Raw genomic sequence first — 21,695 nt, 5'->3', positions numbered from 1 at the left:
GTGCCTCAACTCTAACCCCCTGCCCCGAGCTGCGCAAATCGGCGGTCCGCCGGGGGCGGAGACGTCACCGGGAGGCCGCCTGACCGGGGCCCGCACCGCGGGTGCGGGCCCCGGTCAGGCCGACAGCTCCTCGTGGAGGGCCTCGCTCAGCCGGGCGGCACGCTCGGCGACCTCGGACGGCCCCAGTTCGACCGCGCGGGCGCACCAGTGGCGGCCCGCCGCCAGGTCGCCGCGCCGGGCGTTCAGCAGGGCCAGGCGGAGGGCCGCACGGCCGTGGCCCGCCTCGGCCGCACGCGTCCACCACAGGGCGGCCTCGGGCTCGCTGCCCTCGCGCGCCAGCAGCAGCCCGAGGTTGAAGGCCCCGCTGCGGCTTCCCGCCTCGGCGGCGACCCGGTACCAGTGCGCCGCCCGCACGGTGTCACCGCGCGCCGCCGCGCACATGCCCAGCCGGACCTGCGCGCGCCGGTGGCCCTGCTCCGCCGCTCTCTCGTACCACTCCTCGTACTCGGGCGGGCCGTGGGTGCCGAAGGGGTCGGCGGGCGGCGTCTGGCGCTCCAGCAGCGCCGCCAGCCGGAAGGCGCCCTCGACGCTGCCCCCGCCCGCCGCGCGGCGCAGGTGGCGCTCGGCGGTGTGGGTGTCGCCCTCGCGCAGCAGGGCGATGCCGACCTGGAGCGCGGCCTCGGTGTGGCCGGCCGCGGCGGCCTGCTCGTACCACTGCCTGGCCAGCTCCTCCTCGCCGCGGCCCGCGTGCAGGATGCCGAGGTTGAACGCGGCGTCCACGCTGCCGGCCTCCGCGGCCTTGGAGAACCACGGCTCGGCCCCAGCCTCGTCGCCGCGCTGCAGCAGCAGGACGGCCAGCGCGTTGGCCGCCTCGCGGTGACCCGCGTAGGCGGCGCGCCGGTACCACTGCTCGGCCTGGGCGGTGCGGCCCTGGGCCGCGCAGAGCAGCGCCAGGTTGAAGGCGCCGTTGATGTCGCCCGCCTCCAGCGCGGCGCGGTACCAGCGCTCCGCGCTCTGCCGCTCGCCCCGCTCGGCGTGCAGGGCGCCCAGCGCGTTGGCCGCGCTGCCGTCGCCGTCCTGGGCGGCACGGCGCCACCACTCGGCCGCGCTCTCGGCGTCGCCCGCGTCGCGCAGCAGGAAGCCCAGCGCGCGGGCGGCGCGGGGCTCGCCGTCCTTGGCGGACGTCAGGTACCAGCGGGCGGCCTCCTCGGTCTCGCCCCGCTCCTCCAGGAGCCGGCCCAGCCGCAGCGCGGCGCGCCGGTGGCCGCGCGCGGCGGCCTGGCGGTACCACTGCTCGGCCTCGGCCGCGCCGCCCTCGGGACGGCGCATCGTGATCTGCGCGACGCGGTAGGCGGCCTCGCGGTGGCCGCGCTCGGCGGCGGCCCGGAACCACCGCTCGGCCTCGGCCTCGCCGCGGTGCTCCAGCAGGTCGGCGAGGGCGTAGGCACCGAGGGGGTGCCCGGCCTCCGCGGACTGCCGCAGCCAGTACTCGGCGGCCGCCTCGTCACCGCACTCGCGGTGGTGGCGGCCCAGGGAGTGGGCGGCGGCGGCCGATCCGGCGACGGCGGCGACCCGCCACCAGCCTGCGGCCTCCTCCTTCTGGCCGCGCTGGTGGAGCAGGACCCCCAGGTTGTTGACGGCCGCGCGGTCGCCGGCCGCGGTGGCGGCGCGCAGGTGCGGCTCGGCGCCCTCCAGGTCGCCCCGGCGCAGCAGCCGGGCGCCCAGGGCGCTGATGGCCTCGATGTCGCGGGTGGCGCGGGTGACGCGGGGTTCCGTGCGGCTCACACCACCTCCTGCGCCCTCAAGCCTTGCCTTGTCCCCCATGAGGCCCATCGTCGCACCACCCGCAACCCGCGTACACCTGGTATACCGCCGCCGAGGAAGTCACTTCAGCGTTTTGTCGACTTCCCGATACGGCAACACCCCAAACTCCGGGCGCAGTTGAGCCGCCGCCCTCCCCCCGCTCCTTCCCATGGAGAAGGGCCCGGAGTCCATGACTCCGGGCCCTTCTCTTCCAGTAGCGGGGACAGGATTTGAACCTGCGACCTCTGGGTTATGAGCCCAGCGAGCTACCGAGCTGCTCCACCCCGCGCCGTTGTGTTCACAACCTTAGCACGGCGCGGAGGGTGCTCGCTCACCACCGGTTCACCCGTCCTTGTGTCACCCGCTCTCCGAATTGCCCCCGGCGTCCCCGCCGGCCCCGTCCTCGCCGGCCCCGTCTCCGCCGGCGTCCCCGCGGCCGCCGCCGCCCGGCTGCTCCGCCCCGGCGGCGCGTTCGAGGGCGTCCTCCAGGTCGCGCTGGGCCCTGCCGTAGGCCTCCCAGTCCTGCTCGGCCAGCGCCTCCTGGCCCGCCTCGAACGCGTCCTGGGCGTCGTTGAGCGCGTCCTGCACCGATCCGCCGCCGGAGGGCGGCGGAGTGGTCTCCTCCTCGCCCGGCGGCGGCTCCTCGCCGGTGTCCTCCTCGGCGCCCTCCACCCCGAAGACGACGTTCAGGGCCTCGTCCAGGGTGTTCTCGAACGCGGTCTTGTCGCCGTAGGTCACCAGGACCTTGCGCAGCAGCGGGTAGTTGGTGCCCGCGCCGCGGACGTAGACCGGCTCGACGTAGAGCAGGCCGCCCTCCAGCGGCACGGTGAGCAGGTTGCCGTACTCGATCTCCGAGTCACCGCGCTGGAGGATGTTGATCTCGTTCGCGATGTCGGTGTCGGAGTTGAACCGGCTCTGCACCTGCTGCGGTCCGGACACCGTGGTGTTGGACGGCAGCTTGAGGATCCTGATCGTCCCGTAGTCGTCGCTGCGGGCGTCCGCGTTCACCGCCATGAAGGCGCCCAGGGTCTCGCGGCCGCTCGGGTTGAAGGTGGTGGTCAGGGAGAAGGTCTGCTCCTCCTGGTCCGGCATCTTCATGCTCAGGTAGTACGGCGGGACCGCGTTGCCCTTGTGGGTCGGGTCGTCCGGCACCTGCCAGCGCTCACTGCCGCTGTAGAACTGGTTGGCGTTGGTGACGTGGTACCGGGTCAGCAGCTCGCGCTGCACCTTGAACAGGTCCTGCGGGTAGCGCAGGTGGGACATCAGCGACTCGTCGATCGCCTCACGCGGCTCGACGGTGCCGGGGAAGGCCTTCATCCAGGTCTTCAGGATGGGGTCCCGGGTGTCCCACTGGTACAGCTTCACCTCACCCGTGTAGGCGTCGACGGTGGCCTTGACCGAGTTGCGGATGTAGTTGACCCGGTTCTGCTGGGCGATGACCGAGCGCTGCCCGTCGGTGAGCGAGTCGGCCGTGGTGTCGCCCAGGGTGGTGCGGGACGAGTACGGGTACTGGTTCGTCGTGGTGTAGGCGTCGATGATCCACTGGATGCGGCCGTCCACCACCGCCGGATACGGGTCGCCGTCGATCGTCAGCCAGGGGGCCACCGCCTCGACGCGCTCCTTGGGCGTGCGGTTGTACAGGATCCGCGAGCCCTCGCCGATCGCGCCCGAGTACAGGATCTGCGGCTCGTTGAAGGTGACGGCGTAGGCGGCGCGGTTGACCGGGTTCCCCAGGCTGACCCCGCTGTCGCCCCGGTAGCTGTAGGTCTTCTCCTCGCTGCCGGAGATGTAGTCCAGCTCCCTCTGGGGGCCGCCGACGATGGAGTACTGCGTGGTCTTCTCGCCGTAGTAGACCCGCGGCTCGTAGTCGCCCAGGTCGCCCTCCGGCGGGAGGTCCTTCTCCACGAAGGTGGGGGCGCCGGTCCCGGCCACCTCGGTGCCCTTGCCGGCCACCATGCCGAAGCCGTGGGTGTACTTGAAGTGGTCGTTGATCCAGTTGCGCTCGGTGATGCCGTTGATGTTGATCTCGCGCAGGCCGACGACGGTGTCCTGCTCCTCGCCGTCCTCGGTGGTGTACCGGTCCACGTCCAAGGTGGCGGGGAACTGGTAGTAGCTGCGGACCTGCTGGAGCTGCTGGTAGCTGGGCGAGACCACGTTCGGGTCGAGCAGGCGGATGCTGGCGGTGGTGTCCGCCGCGTCGCGCAGCTCCTCGTTGCTCGCGTCGCTCTGGCCCGAGTAGTTCGAGACCGCGGAGTCGTCGATGTCGTAGGCGTCGCGCGTGGCGTCGATGTTCTTCTGGATGTACGGGGCTTCCTTGGCCTGCTCGTTCGGCTGGACCTGGAACTTCTGCACGATCGCCGGGTAGAGCCCGCCGATCAGGATGGCCGACAGGACCATCAGGCCGAAGCCGATCACCGGCAGCTGCCAGGTGCGCCGCCACAGGGTGGCGAAGAAGAGCACCGCGCAGATCGCGGCGATGAAGAACAGGATCGTCTTCGCCGGAAGGTAGGCGTTGGCGTCGACGTACCGCAGGCCCGTCCAGTTGTCCGTCGCCTTGAAGTCGCCGGACTTCACCGCGAGGCCGTAGCGGTCGAGCCAGTACGCCACCGCCTTGAGCGCCACGAAGACCCCGAGCAGCACCGACAGGTGGCCGGTGGCCTGGGAGGTGGCGCGGGCCCCCGGGGTGCTGATCCGCAGACCGCCGTAGAGGTAGTGCACCAGGGCCGCGGCCAGCAGGGAGAGGACGACGGCCGCGAAGCCGAAGCTCAGCAGGAAGCGGTACCAGGGCAGGTCGAACGCGAAGAAGGACACGTCCTTGCCGAACTGCGGGTCCTTCGTGCCGAAGGGCTCGCCGTTCACCCACATCAGCCAGGTGCGCCACTGGCCGGCGGCGGAGGCGCCCGCGATCAGCCCGATCAGCGCCGTGACCCCCAGCAGCACCCACTTCTTGTAGGGCGCGATGCCCATCCGGTACCGGTCCAGGCTCTGCTGCTCCAGCGACATCGCGCTGAGCGGGGGGCGCAGCCGGTGGGCCAGCCAGATGTTGAGGCCGACGGCCACGGCCATCAGCAGGCCGAAGACGGCGAACATGCCGACCTTGGTCCACAGGGTGGTGGTGAAGACGGTGGTGTAGCGGACCGATCGATACCACAGCCAGTCGGTCCAGAACCCCGCGAACATGACGAAGAGCATGGCCAGAACGGCGAGCACGCCCGCTGTCATGAGCAGGGTCTTGGCGCGCCTGGAGGGCCTGCCGACACTGATCCGTGGACCGCCGGGCCCTCCTGGGCCCCGGTCCGGCATCTGGAAAGCCAAGGTGCGCACCTCGAAGATTCGCAGCGGATGGAACTGGCCCCGAATGCTAGGGCCCCACCCATGCAACTTACTGAACCTTTACCCGGTTCCCGTTCCCGGGGTGTTCGGCGGCACGATATGAGGATGAACAACCTCACCGACGACGGCGCACCCCTCGCCGCCAGCCCGCTGACCCGCGCCGTACTCGAGATCGACCAGTACGTCTCCGGTCTGGGCTGGGACCAGCCCGCCCGCCTCTTCGCCCTGGTCGACACCGACCGGCTGCGCACCGAGGAGCCCGCCCTGGCCGAGCAGCTCGGCCTCGACGGCGAGGGCGACGACGCCCCCGCCCCCGCCGCCCTGACCCCCGTCGAGCAGGACGAGCTGCCCGCCGGGATTCCCCTGGACGAGTTCCTCGGCACCATCGCCTGGCCCGACGCGGTCGCCGGGTGCGCGATGACGGTGGAGCGGCTGATGCTGCCCCCGTCTGCGGAGGCGTCCGTCCCCGAGGACCTCCAGGGGGAGGGCGCCGAGGAGCGGCTGGCGCGCTGGGTGGCCGAGCACCCCGAGCGCCAGGAGGTGCGGATGACGGTCGCCGTGCTGCGGGACGGCGCCCGCGAGTCGGCGCTGCGGCTGCGCGAGAAGGACTCGCCGACCGAGGTGCTGACCGGTCCCGACCTGGTGCCGGGGCTCACCGAGGCACTCGCCGCCACCTTCGCCTGACGGCCCGGGGAGCCGCCCGCCGGCCCCGTCCGCCCCACCGGACGGCCGGGGCCGGCGGGGCGGGGCCGTCAGCCCGCCGCGCAGCGCGGCAGCGCGCCGGTCTGCCCGCCGCGGATGCGCTCCAGGGCCTCCAGTGCGTCGTCGAGCGTGCCGACCTTCACCAGGGTCAGCCCCTCGGGCACGTCCCGGGCCGCGGTCCCGCAGTTGGCCTCGGGGGTGAGGAAGTACTCCGCGCCCTTGTCCCGGGCGGCGATGGTCTTCATCCCTATGCCGCCGATCGGGCCGACCTCGCCCTCGCCGTCTATGGTCCCCGTGCCGGCCACGAACGCGCCGCCGGTGAGGTCGCCCTCGGTGAGCTTGTCCACGATGCCCAGGGCGAACATCAGCCCGGCGCTGGGGCCGCCGACGTCGGCGAGCCTGATGTCGATCTCGAACGGGAAGGTGTGGTCCGGCCCGGCCTGGATGCCGACGACGGCGCGCCCGTCGTCGTCGGCCGCGGTGGTCCGGACGGTGACGTCCCGGCCCTCGCCGGACTCCTCGCCCTTCTTCTCGGCCTCCTCGGCCCGCTTGGCCGGCACGACGGTGAAGACCACGTCCTCGCCGGGCTCGTGCTCGGTCACCAGCCGGGCGACGTCGTCCGGCCGCTCGACCGGCTCGCCGTCCACGGCCCGGATCACGTCCCCGGCGTGCAGGCGGCCCTGGGCCGGGCCGCCCCTGACCACGGAGGCCACCACCACGCGCTCGCCCACCTCGATCCCCAGCTCGCGCAGGGCGGCGACCTTGGCGCTCTCCAGCGACTGGGTGAACTCCTCGGCGTTCTGCTCCCGCACCTCCTCGGCGGACTTGTCGTCCGGGTACAGGATCTCGTGCGGGACGACCGCGCTGTCGTCCGCGAGCCAGCCGTAGACGGCCTCCACCAGGTTCATGCGGTAGTCCGCGCCGGTGACCCGGACGGTGGTCATGTTGAGGTTCCCGGAGGGCTCGTACGTCCTCCTGCCCTCGATGCTCAGCACCGGTTCGCCGTTGTGCTCGCCGAGCGTGTTGACGGTGGGCCCCGGGGACATCTCGGCGTACGGCACCCTGATCAGGACCGCCGCGCAGAGGACGGCTATCAGCAGCAGCGTGGAGGTGAGCATCGTCGCGGTCCGGCGTGGCATGTCACGACAGTACGGGACGGGGCCGCCGTCCGGCCGCGCGGGCCCGCCCGTCCGGGGCCGCGGCGGGTGCGCGGCGGCGGGCGCGGGGGCCGGCCTCAGGCGGCGGACTCCTCCCGGGACCGCTCGTGGTGGTGGGGGCGCTCCATGGCGGCGCGGAACGCCTCGTACCCGGCGACCCCCTCCGCGTCCCCGAAGCCGCTGGGCTTCCGCGACGCCCACACGGCCCAGACGGCCGCCCCGACAGCGGCGGCGAACGGAATCAGCAACCAGGCGAGTGCCGCCACAGTGACCTCCCGATCCCTCGAATGCGCCGAAACCGGCTGATGAGCAGAGTAGGTCCCGCGGGGACCGGCGGCTCCGGCGGGGTGCCGTTCGCGGCCCCGGGGCCGTCCGCCCTCGGCACCGGCCATGCGAGGACTGTTCCCGGCAGCCGCCGTGCCATGCCCCGCCCGGGCATGGCACATGCGCCCGAGGATCACCCCCACGGCGGTACCGCGGCCCGCCCGCCGGTCCCGGGGCCGCCGGGCGGTCCGGTTCCGGGAGCGGCGGGCGGTCCGGCTTCGGGGCTAGGCCCCCACCCACTCCTCGGTGCCGTCCGCGAAGGTCTGGTGCTTCCAGATCGGCACCTGGTGCTTGAGGTCGTCGATCAGGCGGCGGCAGGCGTCGAAGGCCTCGGCCCGGTGCGCGCAGGAGACGGCGACGACCACGGCCGGGTCACCGATCCCCAGCTCGCCCACCCGGTGGACCGCGGCGAGCGCCCGGACCGGGAAGTCGGCCGCCACCTTCTCGGCGACCCGGCGCAGCTCGGCCTCGGCCGTGGGGTGCGAGGAGTAGCCCAGCCGGGTCACGTCGGCGCCCCCGTCGTGGTCGCGCACGGTGCCGACGAACAGCGCGGTGCCGCCGGCGGACGGCTCGCGCACGGCCGCCAGGACCTCGTCCACCGAGAGCGGGGACTCGCGGACCGCCAGCAGCCGGATCGGGTCGGGCGCGGCCCGCTCACCGGGGTGGTCGTACGTCTGTGCCATGGGGCCATGGTGCCGTACCGGGGGCGGGGGCACGGCTCAGGCCCCCGGCACACCGGGGCGTCCGGCGTGTCGCGGGTCACATCCGGCGGCGGGTCCGGCGGGCCCGCCGGACCAGCGCGGCGGTGCCCACCAGGGCGACGGTGGCGCCCGCGGCGCCCAGCGTGGTGGCGTCCTTGCGGCCGAGCCGGCGTCCGGCGACCGTGCGCCGGCCGGCGACCTCCCTCAGCAGCTCGGCCAGCACCTCCTCGTTCGTCCACTTCGGCCGCCAGCCCGCCTCGTGCAGCCGGGAGCCGCTGACCACCCAGGGGTACATCGTGTACGCCAGGTCGCCCGCGGGCGAGGGCGTCAGTCCCAGCCGGTGCAGCCGGGACGCCGCGCCGAGCGCGACGGCGGAGGGCAGCTCCATGCGGCGGATGCCGGACAGCTCCTCCACCTCCTCCTGCTCCAGCCAGCCGTCGCAGCCGACCGCCAGCTCGCCCTCCGCCTTCTCCAGCGCCGCGTACTCCAGGGCGGCGGCCAGGTCCTCGACGTGGCAGAACTGCCAGCACGGCCGGGATCCGGCCACGACCAGCAGGCGCGGGGACTCGAAGTACCGGGTCAGCGCGGTGTCCGTGCCGCCGACCAGGACGGCCGGGCGCACGACGGTGACATTGAGCCCCGGGTGCGCGCGGGGGGCGCGCTTGGCCAGCCGCTCGATCTCCAGCAGGTCGCCCACGCCCGTGGCCTCGGCCGTCGCCCGCAGCTCGGCGTCCTCGGCCAGGGGCACGTCGTTGTCGGGCAGCGCGCCGTAGACCATCGCCGAGGTGCACAGCACCACCCGGCGCACGCCCGCGGCGGCCGCCGCCGTCAGCACCGTCTGGGCACCGCGGACGTTGTAGGCGGAGCGGGCGGCGGGGTCGGTCTCCAGGTCCAGGTCGAGGGCGAGGTGCACGACGGTGTCCACCGGCTCCCCGTCGACGCGCAGCCGGTCGGCGATGGCCGGGTCCCGCACGTCCAGGACGTGCCACCGGACCCCCTCCACGTCGCCGCGCCGCTCGTCGAGCGCGACCACCCGGCCCACCTCGGGGGACGCCGCCAGCCGCTCGGTCAGCAGCGCGCCCACCCCCGATGCGGCTCCGGTGACCGCGACGGTCGGCCGTGCGGCCCCGTTACGCGGACCGCGAACGTTGGCCTCCTGGGAACTCACCCGGTGTCTCCCGCGGTTGTCTCGGGTACGACGTGCGCAGGCCCCATCCTGCCCGAGAGGTGTCTAGGCTGGAGGGGAAGCCCTCCACTTCGCACATCCTCCACCGTCGTCCCAGCGACCCACCCACCAGCCACCAGATCCGAGGAACCCCGTGAGTGACATCCCATTCGGATTCGGCCTTCCGCCCGAGGAGCCGGAGGAGGGCGACGACGGCCGGAAGAAGGGCGGCCGGGGACCCGACCCGAACCCGTTCGGGTTCGGCGGCCGGGGCGGCGCCGAGAACCCCTTCGCGGCGATGTTCGGCTCGCTGGGCGGCCCCGGCGGCGTCGACCCGAACGACCTGGGCGCCGCGTTCCAGCGGCTCGGCCAGATGCTCAGCTACGAGGGCGGGCCGGTCAACTGGGACATGGCCAAGGACATCGCCCGGCAGACCGTCGCCGCCGGGACCCCGGACGGCACCAAGGACGCCAGCGTCGGCCCGCAGGAGCGCCGGGCCGTGGAGGAGGCCGTACGGCTGGCCGACCTCTGGCTGGACGGTGTGACCTCGCTGCCCTCCGGCTCCGGCTCGGCGGTGGCCTGGAGCCGCGCGGAGTGGGTGGAGTCCACCCTGCCCGTGTGGAAGGACCTGGTGGACCCGGTCGCCGAGCGCGTCGGGGCCGCCATGGGCGACGTGCTCCCCGAGGAGATGCAGGCCATGGCGGGCCCGCTGCTGGGGATGATGCGGTCCATGGGCGGCGCGATGTTCGGCACCCAGATCGGCCGGGCGCTGGGCGTGCTGGCCGGCGAGGTCGTCGGCTCCACCGACATCGGCCTGCCGCTGGGCCCGAAGGGCCGGGCGGCGCTGCTGCCGATCAACATCGCGGCCTTCGGCAAGGACCTGGGCGTCCCCCAGGACGAGGTGCGGCTGTACCTGGCGCTGCGCGAGGCGGCGCACCAGCGGCTGTTCGCCCACGTGCCGTGGCTGCGCTCCCACCTGTTCGGCGCCGTCGAGGGGTACGCCCGCGGGATCAAGGTGGACACCGCCAAGCTGGAGGACGTCGTCGGGCAGCTCGACCCGTCCCGTCCCGAGGAGCTCCAGGAGGCGCTCCAGCAGGGCATGTTCCAGCCGGAGGACACCGCCGAGCAGAAGGCGGCCCTGGCCCGGCTGGAGACGGCGCTCGCACTGGTCGAGGGCTGGGTGGACGCGGTGGTGCACGCCGCGGCCGAGCCGCACCTGCCGTCCGCCTCCGCGCTGCGCGAGACGCTGCGCCGGCGGCGGGCCGGCGGCGGGCCGGCCGAGCAGACCTTCGCCACCCTGATCGGACTGGAGCTGCGGCCCCGGCGGCTGCGCGACGCCTCCCGGCTGTGGGCCTCCCTGACCGACGCCCGCGGGCTGGACGGCCGCGACGGGCTGTGGGCCCACCCGGACATGCTGCCGACCGCCGAGGACCTCGACGACCCGGACGGCTTCGTCCACCGCGAGCAGCTGGACTTCTCCGAGCTGGAGGGGCTGCTGCGCGAGGACGGCGGGGGCGACGACCGCGGGGGCGACGGGGACGGCGACCGCGGGAACGGCGAGGGCGGCGGCAGCGGGGACGGCGGCGCCCGGTGAGCCTGCACGCGGACGCGGTGCGGGTCCTGAAGGAGTGGTCGGCGCCGGACCGGGAGCAGGAGGAGCTGCGCCTGGCGTACGGCGACCACCTGGCCTCCCACCCCGACGGGGTGTGGCGCTCGTGCGCGGACGGCCACATCACGGCGAGCGCCCTCGTGGTGGATCCGCGCGGCGGACGGGTCCTGCTCACCCACCACCGCAAGCTGCGGATGTGGCTCCAGACGGGAGGGCACTGCGAGCCCGGCGACACCACGCTCGCCGGGGCCGCCCTGCGGGAGGCCCGCGAGGAGTCGGGCATCCGCGGGCTCACCCTGCTGCCGGGCGGCCCCGTACGGCTGGACCGGCACCTCACCCCCTGCGCCTGGCACCTGGACGTGGAGTACGCCGTCCTGGCGCCCGAGGGGGCGGTGGAGGCCGTCAGCGAGGAGTCGCTGGAGCTGCGCTGGTTCTCCTACGACGAGGTGGCGTCGGTGGCCGACGGCTCCGTCGTGCGGCTGGTGGACCGTACCCGCGCGTTGTTGTGAGGCAGGGCGCGCGGGTACGGTCCGTGCGCCCTGTCAGTTGCTCCAGATGTTGCCCTGGTTCTGACCGCGCGCACCGTGCTGGCCCGCACCGTACTGGGCGCGCACGCCCTGGCCGATGGCCGCGTTCTGCGGCGGGAGCAGCTCGCTGGGCTGGACGAGGGCGTAGCCCTGGCCCATGAAGCTCAGCTCCCAGCCCTCACCGGTGGTGCCGCGCCGCCGGAAGACGCTCTGGGAGCTGGTCTGGGCCTGCATCTGCACCCGCAGCGAGCTGGACCAGGCCACCACCGCGTCGGCGTCGGCGTTGACGTACCGGTCCGGGGTGACCTGGAGCGCCAGCGGCTGCCCGGAGGTCATCAGGGCGACCTTGCCCTGCCCGGTGATGTTCAGGTTGTACGCGCCGGATCCGGAGATGCCGAACTGGCTGTCCACCGCGATCACCTCCCAGTGCAGGGAGGAGTCCAGGGCCAGGACGTAGGAGCTGTCGACCGTCAGGCCCTCCGGGTCCACGTCCATGACGTGGACGTACTGGGCGAGGTTGGCCAGGTAGACGGTGCCCTGCCCGGAGCACCGCATCAGCTCCAGGTTCTCGCCCGTCCGCGCCTGCCTGCGGCGCTGCCCGCGCGAGGCGTACTCGCCGTCGAACTCCAGCATCCCCTGGTAGGCGACCATGGCGCCCTTGCGGGCGAGCACGTCGTCGTGCCCGGAGAGCAGCACCCGCAGCAGCTGCGGGTTCTGCAGGGCGTAGCGGTCCTGGCTGGGGACCTCGGTGTGGCCGAAGAGCGGACTCTGCATGGTTCTTCTCCCCTTCAGCCCCGGACGCGCAGGCGGTCGGTGCTGTCCTCGCTGGGCTGTACGACGACGAAGCCCTGGCCGGAGAAGGCGATCTGGTACGCCTCGCCGCTGCCGCGGCCGATCAGCGCGCTCGCCTTCATGGTGCGCTTGCTCTTGATTTTCAGCCCGGAGGACCAGGCGACCAGGGCGTCGGGGTCGACGTAGGTCTCGTCCTCGCCGCGTCCGCAGTCCACCACGACGGGCGTGCCGCGGGAGGTGAGGGCGACCCAGCCGGTGCCGGAGATCCCGACGTTGAACAGGCCCTGACCGGCGAACTTCGCCAGTCCCTTGACCCGCTCGACGCCCCACTGGAGGTGGGCGTCGAAGGCGAGGAGGTTGGTGCCGTTGACCGAGAGCGCCTCGTTGTCCAGGTTGAGGCAGACGACGTCGGCCCCGTAGTCGGCGAGGTAGAGGACCCCGTCGCCGCTGCACTTCATCAGCGGGGCGCCCTCCCCGGTCAGCCACTGGGAGGCCATCTGGCGGACGGCCGGCGGGTTGGGCTCGTACTGCACGAAGCCCTCGTAGGCGATCATCGAACCGGTGCGGGCGAAGACGTCCTGGCCGGTGGCCATGGCGATCTTCAGCATGTGCGCGCCGTGGTTCTCCATGCGGGCGGCGGGCGGGGTCGGGGTGTAGCCCGAGATCACTGGCTGGTTCATGACGGGCTCCCTCAGACCTCGTAGGGCTGGACGACGACGAAGTTGCCGGGCGCACCGCGGAACTGGAGGTTCACGGTCTCGCCGCTGTGGCCGGGGTAGGCGTTGCGGCGCAGCCGCACCTGGCTGGAGATGATCACCTGGGCGCCGGCGGACCAGGCAACGACGGCCTGGCAGTCGGCGAAGGTGGTCGGGGTGACGGGCAGGACGACCGGAGTGCCCTGCGTCTTGACCACGACGGTGCCGGTGCCCTGGAACTGCATCGTGAACAGGGCTCCGCCGGGTATCCCGTGGCCCTCGATCCGGCGGACCTCGTACTGGAGGCTCTCGTCGAAGGCGAGCACGTTGTCGGCGGAGACGCAGACGGCGTCGCCCTGGAGCTCGATGGGGTGCACGTGCGCGGCGTTCTCGGCGAAGAACACCTGGCCGCGTCCGCTGCACCGCATCAGCTGCATCTCCTGGCCGGTGGCGTTGCCGACGATCCGGCCGGCGATCCCGGCGCCCTTGTGGGAGAAGTCCACCTTGCCCTGGTACAGCACCATGCTGCCCTGGCGGGCGAGGACGGGCCGGCCGTCGTGGGAGAGGTCGGCCCGCACCAGCGCCGGGTTCTGCAGGGTCCAGCGCTGCCCGGTGGGCGCCTCGCGGTACTTCTCCAGCGCGGCGCCGATCCCGGCGGCCGGGCCCTGCGGCACCGGGGGGACGCCGGGGTGGCCGGGGGCCTGGCCTCCGAAGGGGGCCTGCGGCACCTGTCCGCCGAAGGGCTGCTGCGGTGGCTGCGGGGGCCCGAAGGGTGCGGGGGCGGCGGGCACCGGCGCCGGGACTCCGGGCGCGCCGGGGGGAGCCGCCTGGCCGGGGAAACCCGGCTGGGCGGGGGCGGCGGGGTGGCCCGGCGCACCCGGCAGTCCCCCGGGGGGCGGCGGAGCCGGCGGCCCCGGGGCGGGCGGCGGCACGGGGGCAGCAGGGGCGGGAGCGGGCTGCACAGGTGCCGGGGCGGGAGCGGGCTGCGGGGAGGCGGGGGCGGCCGGGGGCGCGAAGCCCGGCGCCGGCCCGGACGGCGGGGCGAACCCGGGCGCCGCCTGCGCGGCCGGAGCGGGCGCGGGCTCCTCCTCCGCGACCTCGCCGCCGAAGTTCTTCAGCAGCGCCTCCAGGCCCCCGTCGAAGCCCTGGCCGACCGCGGCGAAGCGCCAGACGTCCTTCAGGTAGAAGTCGCCGAGCATCACGGCCCGCTCGGTGGTGAACTCCGAGCCGTCGAAGGCGTACCGTGCGACCTCCTCGCCGCCCGCGACGATCCGCAGGTAGCCGGGGTCGATCTGGGACATCTGCCCGGCACCGTCGATCGTCGCGGTGAACGACAGCTTCCGGATGTGCGCGGGGATGCGGTCCAGCGTCACCCTGAAGGACTCGGTGTCGCCGGCCTGGGCGCCCAGGAGCTGGATGGACTCCTCCGGCGACCTGGGCTGGTTGAAGAAGACGAAGTAGCGGTCGTCCGAGAGCCGCTCGTCGGCGTCGAGGCCGAAGCAGCTGATGTCGAAGGCGAGCCCCGGAGCCGAGATCCGCACGCCCACGTACAGATCCGTCCCCGCCGTGAGATCACTGACCCGGGCCTTGTGGCCGCGTTGGAATTCCCTGGCCATGCGCAACGACCGTCCCCCATCCTTGGCGCTGATGTCGTTGCGCCAGGCTAGCCGCTGGTCCGTCCGGTTCACTCGTCCCGTGCGCAGGGAAGGTTCGGCAGCCGGTCCGCGGCGGCCACCCCCTCCAGGAACCCGCGGGCCCTCTCGGTGCGCGGATAGGACTCCAGCAGCCGCCAGAAGCGGGGCCCGTGCCCGGGGACCAGCAGGTGCGCCAGCTCGTGCAGGATGACGTAGTCCACGACGTACTCCGGCATGCCCTGCAGCCGGTGGGAGAGCCGGATGCTGCCCTCGGCGGGGGTGCACGAGCCCCAGCGGGTGTTCTGGTTGGTGACCCAGCGCACGGTCGCCGGGCGGGCGCGCCCCTGGAGGTACTGGCCGGACAGCCGGGCCGCGCGCTCGGCCAGCTCCGCGTCGCCGAGCGTCCTGCGGCTCTCCTGGGCGGCCAGCTTGTCCAGCATGACGTCCACCCAGCGCCGTTCCTCGGCCTCCGACATCCGGGCCGGGATGAGGACGACGGTGCGGCCCCCCTCGCGGTAGGCGGAGACCGTGCGCCGACGGCGCGCACTGCGGCGCACCTCGACGTCCTGGCGTCCGCGGCCGGCCGCGGACGCCGCCGCGCCGTCCGGCTCGGGGTCGCGGCGGGACGGCTCGGCGCTGTTCAGGCGGTCGGCGGGCACGCCACGACGTTACCCGCTGCCGTCGCGGGAAGTCCCGCCCGCGGGGTGCTTCCGGGGGAAGCACCCCGCCCGGGTGAGCCGCCCCCCGCGCCCGGGACGGCCCGGGGCGCCCGGACCGTTCCGGTACGACAAACGGCCCGGCCTGTGGAAAACCCGCGGCGGCGACCGGGCCCGGGAGCGCATGCTGGGCCCGTCCTGAGGTCCGTCCGGTGGTCGGCAGCCGGCGGCAGCGGTGCCGGCGGCGGTCTGGGGGTTGAACGTGCATCCGATGATCAAACCGGCGCTCCGGCGCGCCTGGCGGGACCGGAGCACCGTGCGGTACGGGGTCACGCCCGCGCACGCGGTGCTGCTGGGGCCGGTGGACACCGCCACCGGCAGCTTCCTGGAACTGTTCGACGGCACCCGGAGCCTGGCCGAGCTCAGGCGGGCGGCGCAGGGGATGGGGCTCGGCGCGGACACGGCCGACCGGCTGGTGGAGCGGCTGGCGTCCGCGGGCCTGCTGGACGACGCCACCGCGCACCGGCGGGCCTCGGCCCGGGTGGCGGACGGACTCCGCCCCGACCTGGCCTCGCTCTCGGTGCTCCATCCGGAGCCCGGCGGGGCGGTGCGGCGGCTGGCCGCCCGGGCCGGGGCCCGGGTGCAGGTGCGCGGTGCGGGGCGGGTCGGGGCGACGGTGGCGGCGCTGCTGTCGGCGGCCGGGGTGGGGCAGGTCGACGTGGTGGACGGCGGTTGCGCGGCGCCGTGGGACGCCGCCCCGGGGGGCGTCGCGCCGGAGCAGTCCGGGCGGCGGCGGACGGCGGCCGGCGGGCACGCCGTGCGGCGGGCCGCCCCGGCCGCCCGGCGCCCGCGCCGTGCGGCCGGCGGGCCCGATCCGGGGCTGGGGCTGGTGGTGGTCGCGCCGCGGGACGGACTGGCCGCCTACGCCCCGGACTCCACCGCGGCCGGCGAGCTGGTCGGCACCGGGCTGCCACACCTGTACGCCGGGGTCGTGGAGGGCACCGGCTTCGTCGGACCGCTGGTGCTGCCGGGGGCGACGGCGTGCGCGGAGTGTCTGATGCTCGGGCGGGCCGGGCGGGAGCCCGGCTGGCCCCTGGTGGTGGCCCAGTGGCGGTCGGCCCGCGGCTCCTCGGTGCCGGCCTGCGACGTGGCGCTGGCCACGCTGGTCGCCGGGGCCGCCGCCTCCTGTGCGCTGACGTTCCTGGACGGGGACGAGAGCTGCGTCACGGGCGTGCGCCGGTCCTGGGTCCTGCCGGAGTTGCGCGCCGAGTCGGAGCCGGTGGCCCCGCACGCGGAGTGTCCGTGCGGTGCCGCTTCCGTGCACGCCGGCCGCCCACTCTCGGCCGACGGGGCCGGGCGGTCCACAATGGCGTCATGACCGCTGTCCTCGGCGCTGCCACCCGGTCGTGCTGTCGGGAAGATGGAGGGGCACATGTCGGATCTTCCGCGTAAGGCCGTCACCCGTACCGCCAAGCTGGCCGCGCTGCCGCTGGGCATGGCGGGGCGCGCGACCTGGGGCCTGGGCAAGCGGATCGGCGGGTACTCCGCCGAGCTGGTGGGGCAGGAACTGCAGCAGCGCACCGCCGAGCAGCTCTTCAAGGTCCTGGGAGAGCTGAAGGGGGGCGCCATGAAGTTCGGCCAGGTGCTGTCGGTCTTCGAGTCGGCGCTCCCGGAGGAGGTGGCCGGGCCCTACCGGGCGGCGCTGACCAGGCTCCAGGACGCCGCGCCGCCGATGCCCGTGGCCACCGTGCACGCCGCGCTGGCCGAGCGGATGGGCGAGGACTGGCGGGAGCTGTTCGAGGAGTTCGACGACAAGCCCTCGGCGGCCGCCTCGATAGGCCAGGTCCACCGGGGCGTCTGGCACGACGGGCGCCCGGTGGCGGTGAAGGTGCAGTACCCGGGTGCCGGGGAGGCCCTCCTGTCGGACCTGAACCAGCTGGGGCGTTTCGTCCGGCTGCTGGGGCCGCTCATCCCGGGCATGGACTTCAAGCCGCTGGTGTCGGAGCTGCGGGACCGGATCAGCGAGGAGCTGGACTACGGGCTGGAGGCGGACGCGCAGCGGACGTACGCCGCGGAGTTCGGCGACGATCCGGACGTGCGGGTCCCCGACGTGGTGTACCAGTGCGACCAGGTGCTGGTCACCGAGTGGCTGGAGGGGGTTCCGCTCGCGGAGGTGATCAGGGACGGCACGGACGAGGAGCGGGACCGGGCCGGGCAGTTGCTGGCGCGTTTCCTCTTCTCCGGTACGGCCCGCACGGGGCTGCTTCACGCCGATCCCCACCCGGGGAACTTCCGGCTGCTGACCGATGACGGGCCGCCGGAGGCCTGGCGGCTGGGCGTGATGGACTTCGGGACGGTCGACCGGCTGCCGGACGGGCTTCCGCCGACGATCGGCACGGCCCTGCGGATGGCCCTCGACGGCGATGCGGCGTCCGTGTACGAGCTGCTGTGCGAAGAGGGCTTCGTCAAGCCGACGGTCGAGCTGGACCCGGAGGCTGTGCTGGAGTACCTCGTGCCCATCATCGAGCCGGCGCAGGTGGACGAGTTCGTCTTCTCCCGGGACTGGATGCGGGAGCAGGCGGCGCGGGTCGCCGATCCCCGCTCCCCGGCGTACCAGCTGGGCAAGCGGCTCAACCTGCCGCCCTCCTACCTGCTGATCCACCGGGTGACGCTCTCCACCATCGGGGTGCTGTGCCAGCTCGGCGCACGGGTCCGGATGCGGGACGAGATGGAGGAGTGGGTGCCGGGCTTCGCCCTGGAGGACGGTGCCGCCGAAGTGGCCGAGACCTCCGCCTGACGTCTTCCGCCCGGGCGGCGGCACGGACGCGCCGTCTCCCGCCCCGGGCCGGGGCGGGAGACGGCGGGAGCCGGGGCGGTGCCGCCCCGGCTCCCTCTGTCGCCGCTGCCGCCGGCCCCCGGCCGCGCGTCATCGGTACCGGCCGTCCCTCACTGCATGACGGCCAGGGCCAGCGCCCGGCGAGCCCGCATCGAGGCCCGCTCGGCGCGGCGCTGCATGCGGCGGGCCATGACCATCCGCCGGCCGACCCGCTCGGAGTCGGCCTCCCGCATGCGTTCGTGCATATGGGCGCGGGCCATGGCTTCTGGGATGAGTTGCATGTCTCGGGTCCTGTTCTGGCGCGAGGAGGTCGTGTCGGGGTGTGTGCTTGCGTGGTTGTCGGAGCGAAGGGCCATGGCGGGTTCCGCCTTCCGGGAGGGACGCAGCCGGGGGCCGTGCGTCGCGGGACGGTCGATCGTGCCGGTGGTGCTCATGCCGTGACCGGGTTCTTGCGCGGACGGCCGCGCGGCCGCTTGCGGGGGACGACGACCCCCTGGACGAACAGCTCGCCGCCCCAGACTCCCCAGGGCTCGCGGCGGTTCTTGGCGCCGGCGAGGCAGGCCTCGCGCAGCGGGCAGGTCCGGCAGAGGGACTTGGCGTACTCCACGTCGGCGGGCGACTCGGCGAAGAACACCTCGGGGTCGTAGCTGCGGCAGGGTACGGCCACGCCGAGACGCTCGATGGCGTCGTCCAGCTCGGTGAGCGTGGTCAGTGCGGTCAAGGAGTCCTCCGTGGGCTCGGACGATCGGATCGGGTCGGGCTGTACGGACGGGGCGTGCGTCTGGATGTGCACGGCGGTGAGTTCCTCGTCTGTGTCGTCTCTTCGACCCGGCTGGTGGCCGGGCCGCTTGGGGCAAACAAAAGGGCCGCGGATCCCGGTGTGGGTTCCGCGGCCCTGGAAGGTGCCGACCTGATCGTGCCGATCAGGCTGGATCTCTCCAGGGTTCGAGCCCACGGAAGGCCCACATCGTGTGGTGCTGCGCCCGCTTCTGTCCGTTGTCGGCACCATTGGCCGCAGTGCCGGTAAAGACATAGGCATCCGCCTGTGCCACGACTGCTGCCGCAGGTGCCTGGGTCGGTCGCTCGCTGATGCGCTCTCGGATCGACGGAACCGGAAGGGAGCCCAGGCGTGCGGCCGCGGCGCCGGAGACACCGGTGCCGGACAGGCGGGAGCCGAGCAGGCAGGAGGCGACGACCTCGCGGCCGACCAGTTCCGTCATGACTGCGGTGATTGTGGTGGTCATCGAAGCTCGCCTCCTCTCGGCGCCTTGGGGACCGGCCGACGGGCCGATCCGGATTTCAGAGTTCAGTACAGCATGGAAGGAGGGGGGCCACCAGGCCCCGCTCTTCCATGCCCGGAAGGCTATGGGGGTTTCCACGGCCTACGCAAACTATTTTTCCGGCAGGTTCGTAACAGCCGCCGTGACAGATTCCGGAACGGATCAATCCGTTTCTTTGCGCCCCTGTTCCTCCGTGTCCGCGGCGGGTTCCCCGCCGGCGCACAGCACCAGCACATCGGCGCCGAACCGCTCGAGCTTGCGCCCGCCCACGCCCGGAATCCGCGCCAGCTCCGCCTCGTCCCCGGGCAGGGCCTCGGCGATCGCCATCAGCGTCTTGTCGGTGAAGACGCAGTAGGCCGGCTGACCGAGCTGCCGGGCCTGGGCCGCACGCCACTCGCGCAGCCGCTCGTACAGCCCCTCGTCGATGTCGGAGGGACAGCCCTCACAGCGCATCAGCTTGATCTCACCGGCGTCGGTGAGGGTGCGGCCGCAGACCCGGCACCGCACCGGCCCGCGCCGCCGGCGCGAACGGCCCGGACCCCGCTCGACGCCCCCCGCGCCGCCCGCACGGCCTCCCCCCGCCGGCGAACCGGGCCGCAGCCCGGCCAGGAAGCGGCTCGGGCGGCGGCTGCCCCGGCCGCCCGGCGAGCGCGACAGCGCCCAGGACAGCGACAGGTGGCGCCGGGCCCGGGTGACGCCGACGTAGAGGAGCCGGCGCTCCTCCTCGATCTGCTCGTCGGTCTTGGCGTAGGTGATCGGGAGCGTTCCGTCGGTCAGCCCGACGAGGAAGACCGCGTCCCACTCCAGGCCCTTGGCCGCGTGCAGCGAGGCGAGGGTGACGCCCTCGACGGTGGGGGCGTGCTGGGCGTTCGCCCGTTCGTCCAGCTCGGCCACGAAATCGGACAGCTCCGCCTGCGGGCGGGCCCGGGCGAAGTCCTCGGCGAGCCGCACCAGGGCGGCCAGCGACTCCCAGCGGTCGCGCACCGCGCCGGACCCGGCCGGGGGCTGTGGTGCCCAGCCGGTCCCGCCGAGGACCGCACGCACCTGGGAGGGGAGGTCCACGGCGTCGGCCAGCAGCGTGTCGTTGCCGCCGGCGCGCGCGGCACCGCGCAGCGCCAGGCCGGCCTCGCGCACCTCGGGCCGCTCGAAGAACCGCTCGGCGCCGCGGAGCTGGTAGGGCACGCCCGCGTCGGCGAGGGCCTGCTCGTACACCTCCGACTGGGCGTTGACCCGGTAGAGCACCGCGATCTCGCTCGCCGGGACCCCGGCGTCCATCAGCTCCCGGATGCGGCGGGCGACGCCCTCGGCCTCGGCGGGCTCGTCGGCGTACTCCGTGTAGGCGGGCTCGGGCCCGGCGTCGCGCTGGGAGACCAGTTCGAGCCGGTGCTCGGCCGTCCTGCCCTTCGCCTGCGCCAGCAGCCCGTTGGCCAGGTGCACCACCTGGGGCGTGGAGCGGTAGTCGCGCACCAGCTTCACCACCGTGGCGTCCGGGTGGCGGACCCGGAAGTTCAGCAGGTGGTCGGGGGTGGCGCCGGTGAAGGAGTAGATCGTCTGGCTGGCGTCGCCGACCACGCAGATCGAGTCGCGCTCCCCCAGCCACAGCTCCAGCAGCCGCTGCTGGAGCGGGCTGACGTCCTGGTACTCGTCCACCACGAAGTGCTGGTACTGCCGCCGCACGGTGTCGGCGATGTCGGGGCGCTCCTGGAGGATGCCGACCGTGAGCAGCAGCACGTCCTCGAAGTCGATCGCCGACCGCTCGCGCTTGAGCTGCTCGTAGAGCCCGTAGACGCGGCTGATCTCGGCCGGGTCGCGCGGGGCTTCGCGGGAGGACTTCGCCACCGCGGCCGGGTACTCCTCCGGTACCGTCTGGGTGACCTTGGCCCACTCGATCTCGCCCGTCACGTCGCGCAGTTCGCTGCGGTCGAGCCGGATGCGGCAGCGGGCGGCGGCCTCCGCCACGAGCTGGACCTTGCGCTCCAGCAGCCGGGGCAGCTCGCCGCCGACCGCCTTCGGCCAGAAGTACTGCAGCTGCCGCAGGGCGGCGGAGTGGAAGGTGCGGGCCTGCACACCGCCGGCGCCGAGCTGGCGCAGCCGCCCCCGCATCTCGCCCGCCGCGCGGTTGGTGAACGTGACGGCCAGCACACTCGCGGGCGGAAGTATCCCCGCCCGCACCCCGTAGGCGATCCGGTGCGTGATGGCCCGCGTCTTGCCCGTGCCGGCCCCCGCCAGCACGCACACCGGGCCGTGCAGCGCCGTCGCCACCTCGCGCTGCTCGGGGTCGAGCCCTTCGAGCACCGCGTCCGGCGAATCGGGGACGTGCGGAAAAGGGGAGGAGGGCGTCGCTGCTGTCACCCCGCCATGCTGCCAGGCCGGCCGGAGGGCGCCCAACCGCCGTCCACAGGCACCCGGAGTTCTTCACAGGAATGTGGTGCGGGGAGCCGGGAAGCGTGGGGGAACTCACGCCTCCCGGCCCCGGGGGGC

The 21,695-nt window shown here is 74.0% G+C and carries 19 protein-coding genes and 1 tRNA gene; 5 read left to right on the top strand and 15 right to left on the bottom strand.

Annotated features, from left to right (window positions below):
* Window positions 1-114 precede the first annotated feature (114 nt).
* From ACFSJS_RS10290 to ACFSJS_RS10280, 3 genes are all read right to left on the bottom strand, one after another.
* A complete protein-coding gene (locus ACFSJS_RS10290) occupies window positions 115-1,833 on the bottom strand; it encodes a tetratricopeptide repeat protein (protein ID WP_380899036.1) in 1,719 nt (572 codons plus the stop codon).
* A gap of 185 nt (window positions 1,834-2,018) precedes the next feature.
* Window positions 2,019-2,092: transfer RNA gene (locus tag ACFSJS_RS10285), tRNA-Met, on the bottom strand.
* A gap of 68 nt (window positions 2,093-2,160) precedes the next feature.
* Window positions 2,161-5,106, bottom strand: coding sequence for a UPF0182 family membrane protein (locus tag ACFSJS_RS10280; protein ID WP_380899251.1), 2,946 nt, complete (start codon window positions 5,104-5,106; stop codon window positions 2,161-2,163).
* Window positions 5,107-5,241: 135 nt separating this feature from the next.
* On the opposite strand from ACFSJS_RS10280, the gene ACFSJS_RS10275 reads away from it, so the two are divergent.
* A complete protein-coding gene (locus tag ACFSJS_RS10275) occupies window positions 5,242-5,820 on the top strand; it encodes a PPA1309 family protein (RefSeq protein WP_380899035.1) in 579 nt (192 codons plus the stop codon).
* A 68-nt stretch (window positions 5,821-5,888) separates the two neighbouring features.
* On the opposite strand, the gene ACFSJS_RS10270 is transcribed toward ACFSJS_RS10275, so the two are convergent.
* The 4 genes from ACFSJS_RS10270 to ACFSJS_RS10255 form a co-directional block, all read right to left on the bottom strand.
* The gene (locus ACFSJS_RS10270; RefSeq protein ID WP_380899034.1) at window positions 5,889-6,977 is read right to left on the bottom strand and encodes a YlbL family protein; all 1,089 of its coding nucleotides are present in this window, start codon (window positions 6,975-6,977) and stop codon (window positions 5,889-5,891) included.
* Between the two features lie 95 nt (window positions 6,978-7,072).
* A complete protein-coding gene (locus tag ACFSJS_RS10265) occupies window positions 7,073-7,261 on the bottom strand; it encodes a hypothetical protein (RefSeq protein ID WP_380899033.1) in 189 nt (62 codons plus the stop codon).
* Window positions 7,262-7,543: 282 nt separating this feature from the next.
* On the bottom strand, window positions 7,544-8,002 hold the full coding sequence (locus ACFSJS_RS10260) for a molybdenum cofactor biosynthesis protein MoaE (protein ID WP_380899032.1): 459 nt from the start codon (window positions 8,000-8,002) through the stop codon (window positions 7,544-7,546).
* A 76-nt stretch (window positions 8,003-8,078) separates the two neighbouring features.
* A complete protein-coding gene (locus ACFSJS_RS10255; protein ID WP_380899031.1) occupies window positions 8,079-9,188 on the bottom strand; it encodes an SDR family oxidoreductase in 1,110 nt (369 codons plus the stop codon).
* Between the two features lie 151 nt (window positions 9,189-9,339).
* On the opposite strand from ACFSJS_RS10255, the gene ACFSJS_RS10250 reads away from it, so the two are divergent.
* Entirely contained in the window at window positions 9,340-10,779 is a 1,440-nt protein-coding gene (locus ACFSJS_RS10250; RefSeq protein WP_380899030.1) for a zinc-dependent metalloprotease, read from the top strand.
* Entirely contained in the window at window positions 10,776-11,303 is a 528-nt protein-coding gene (locus tag ACFSJS_RS10245) for an NUDIX hydrolase (protein ID WP_380899029.1), read from the top strand. The genes ACFSJS_RS10250 and ACFSJS_RS10245 overlap by 4 nt, the downstream gene beginning before the upstream one ends.
* Window positions 11,304-11,336: 33 nt before the next feature.
* Here ACFSJS_RS10245 and ACFSJS_RS10240 read toward each other — a convergent pair whose 3' ends face one another.
* The 4 genes from ACFSJS_RS10240 to ACFSJS_RS10225 form a co-directional block, all read right to left on the bottom strand.
* Complete coding sequence (locus tag ACFSJS_RS10240) at window positions 11,337-12,095, bottom strand: AIM24 family protein (RefSeq protein ID WP_380899028.1); 759 nt, start codon at window positions 12,093-12,095, stop codon at window positions 11,337-11,339.
* 14 nt (window positions 12,096-12,109) lie between these two features.
* On the bottom strand, window positions 12,110-12,793 hold the full coding sequence (locus tag ACFSJS_RS10235) for an AIM24 family protein (RefSeq protein WP_380899027.1): 684 nt from the start codon (window positions 12,791-12,793) through the stop codon (window positions 12,110-12,112).
* Window positions 12,794-12,804: 11 nt separating this feature from the next.
* Entirely contained in the window at window positions 12,805-14,424 is a 1,620-nt protein-coding gene (locus tag ACFSJS_RS10230) for a TerD family protein (protein ID WP_380899026.1), read from the bottom strand.
* A gap of 68 nt (window positions 14,425-14,492) precedes the next feature.
* A complete protein-coding gene (locus ACFSJS_RS10225; protein ID WP_380899025.1) occupies window positions 14,493-15,101 on the bottom strand; it encodes a M48 metallopeptidase family protein in 609 nt (202 codons plus the stop codon).
* A 268-nt stretch (window positions 15,102-15,369) separates the two neighbouring features.
* Here ACFSJS_RS10225 and ACFSJS_RS10220 point away from each other — a divergent pair, with 268 nt between their 5' ends.
* Window positions 15,370-16,476: a ThiF family adenylyltransferase gene (locus tag ACFSJS_RS10220; protein ID WP_380899024.1), complete on the top strand. Its 1,107-nt coding sequence runs from the start codon at window positions 15,370-15,372 to the stop codon at window positions 16,474-16,476.
* 54 nt (window positions 16,477-16,530) lie between these two features.
* A complete protein-coding gene (locus tag ACFSJS_RS10215) occupies window positions 16,531-17,895 on the top strand; it encodes an ABC1 kinase family protein (RefSeq protein ID WP_380899023.1) in 1,365 nt (454 codons plus the stop codon).
* Window positions 17,896-18,044: 149 nt separating this feature from the next.
* Here the strand turns inward: ACFSJS_RS10215 and ACFSJS_RS10210 are convergent, their stop codons facing one another.
* From ACFSJS_RS10210 to ACFSJS_RS10195, 4 genes are all read right to left on the bottom strand, one after another.
* On the bottom strand, window positions 18,045-18,368 hold the full coding sequence (locus ACFSJS_RS10210) for a hypothetical protein (RefSeq protein ID WP_380899022.1): 324 nt from the start codon (window positions 18,366-18,368) through the stop codon (window positions 18,045-18,047).
* Window positions 18,365-18,727 (bottom strand): WhiB family transcriptional regulator, encoded by a 363-nt coding sequence (locus tag ACFSJS_RS10205; RefSeq protein WP_380899021.1) that lies wholly within the window; start codon window positions 18,725-18,727, stop codon window positions 18,365-18,367. The genes ACFSJS_RS10210 and ACFSJS_RS10205 overlap by 4 nt, the downstream gene beginning before the upstream one ends.
* A 130-nt stretch (window positions 18,728-18,857) precedes the next feature.
* The gene (locus ACFSJS_RS10200; protein ID WP_380899020.1) at window positions 18,858-19,178 is read right to left on the bottom strand and encodes a hypothetical protein; all 321 of its coding nucleotides are present in this window, start codon (window positions 19,176-19,178) and stop codon (window positions 18,858-18,860) included.
* Window positions 19,179-19,376: 198 nt separating this feature from the next.
* Window positions 19,377-21,566: an ATP-dependent DNA helicase UvrD2 gene (locus ACFSJS_RS10195; protein WP_380899019.1), complete on the bottom strand. Its 2,190-nt coding sequence runs from the start codon at window positions 21,564-21,566 to the stop codon at window positions 19,377-19,379.
* Between the last annotated feature and the right edge of the window lie 129 nt (window positions 21,567-21,695).

Origin of the sequence: Streptomyces desertarenae (genome assembly GCF_042681365.1) — a bacterium.
In the GTDB taxonomy this organism is placed as follows: domain Bacteria; phylum Actinomycetota; class Actinomycetes; order Streptomycetales; family Streptomycetaceae; genus Streptomyces; species Streptomyces desertarenae.
Note: the sequence above shows the minus strand (reverse complement) of the source record. Positions and strands in the feature narration are given on the sequence as shown.

Bases quoted from the DNA above. Each gene is read 5' to 3' on its own strand.
- ACFSJS_RS10220 (WP_380899024.1), top strand. From the start codon at position 15,370: ATGATCAAACCGGCGCTCCGGCGCGCCTGGCGGGACCGGAGCACCGTG.
- ACFSJS_RS10200 (WP_380899020.1), bottom strand. From the start codon at position 19,178: ATGACCACCACAATCACCGCAGTCATGACGGAACTGGTCGGCCGCGAG.
- ACFSJS_RS10280 (WP_380899251.1), bottom strand. From the start codon at position 5,106: ATGCCGGACCGGGGCCCAGGAGGGCCCGGCGGTCCACGGATCAGTGTC.
- ACFSJS_RS10260 (WP_380899032.1), bottom strand. From the start codon at position 8,002: ATGGCACAGACGTACGACCACCCCGGTGAGCGGGCCGCGCCCGACCCG.
- ACFSJS_RS10270 (WP_380899034.1), bottom strand. From the start codon at position 6,977: ATGCCACGCCGGACCGCGACGATGCTCACCTCCACGCTGCTGCTGATA.
- ACFSJS_RS10215 (WP_380899023.1), top strand. From the start codon at position 16,531: ATGTCGGATCTTCCGCGTAAGGCCGTCACCCGTACCGCCAAGCTGGCC.
- ACFSJS_RS10230 (WP_380899026.1), bottom strand. From the start codon at position 14,424: ATGGCCAGGGAATTCCAACGCGGCCACAAGGCCCGGGTCAGTGATCTC.
- ACFSJS_RS10275 (WP_380899035.1), top strand. From the start codon at position 5,242: ATGAACAACCTCACCGACGACGGCGCACCCCTCGCCGCCAGCCCGCTG.
- ACFSJS_RS10240 (WP_380899028.1), bottom strand. From the start codon at position 12,095: ATGCAGAGTCCGCTCTTCGGCCACACCGAGGTCCCCAGCCAGGACCGC.
- ACFSJS_RS10235 (WP_380899027.1), bottom strand. From the start codon at position 12,793: ATGAACCAGCCAGTGATCTCGGGCTACACCCCGACCCCGCCCGCCGCC.
- ACFSJS_RS10290 (WP_380899036.1), bottom strand. From the start codon at position 1,833: ATGGGCCTCATGGGGGACAAGGCAAGGCTTGAGGGCGCAGGAGGTGGT.
- ACFSJS_RS10210 (WP_380899022.1), bottom strand. From the start codon at position 18,368: ATGAGCACCACCGGCACGATCGACCGTCCCGCGACGCACGGCCCCCGG.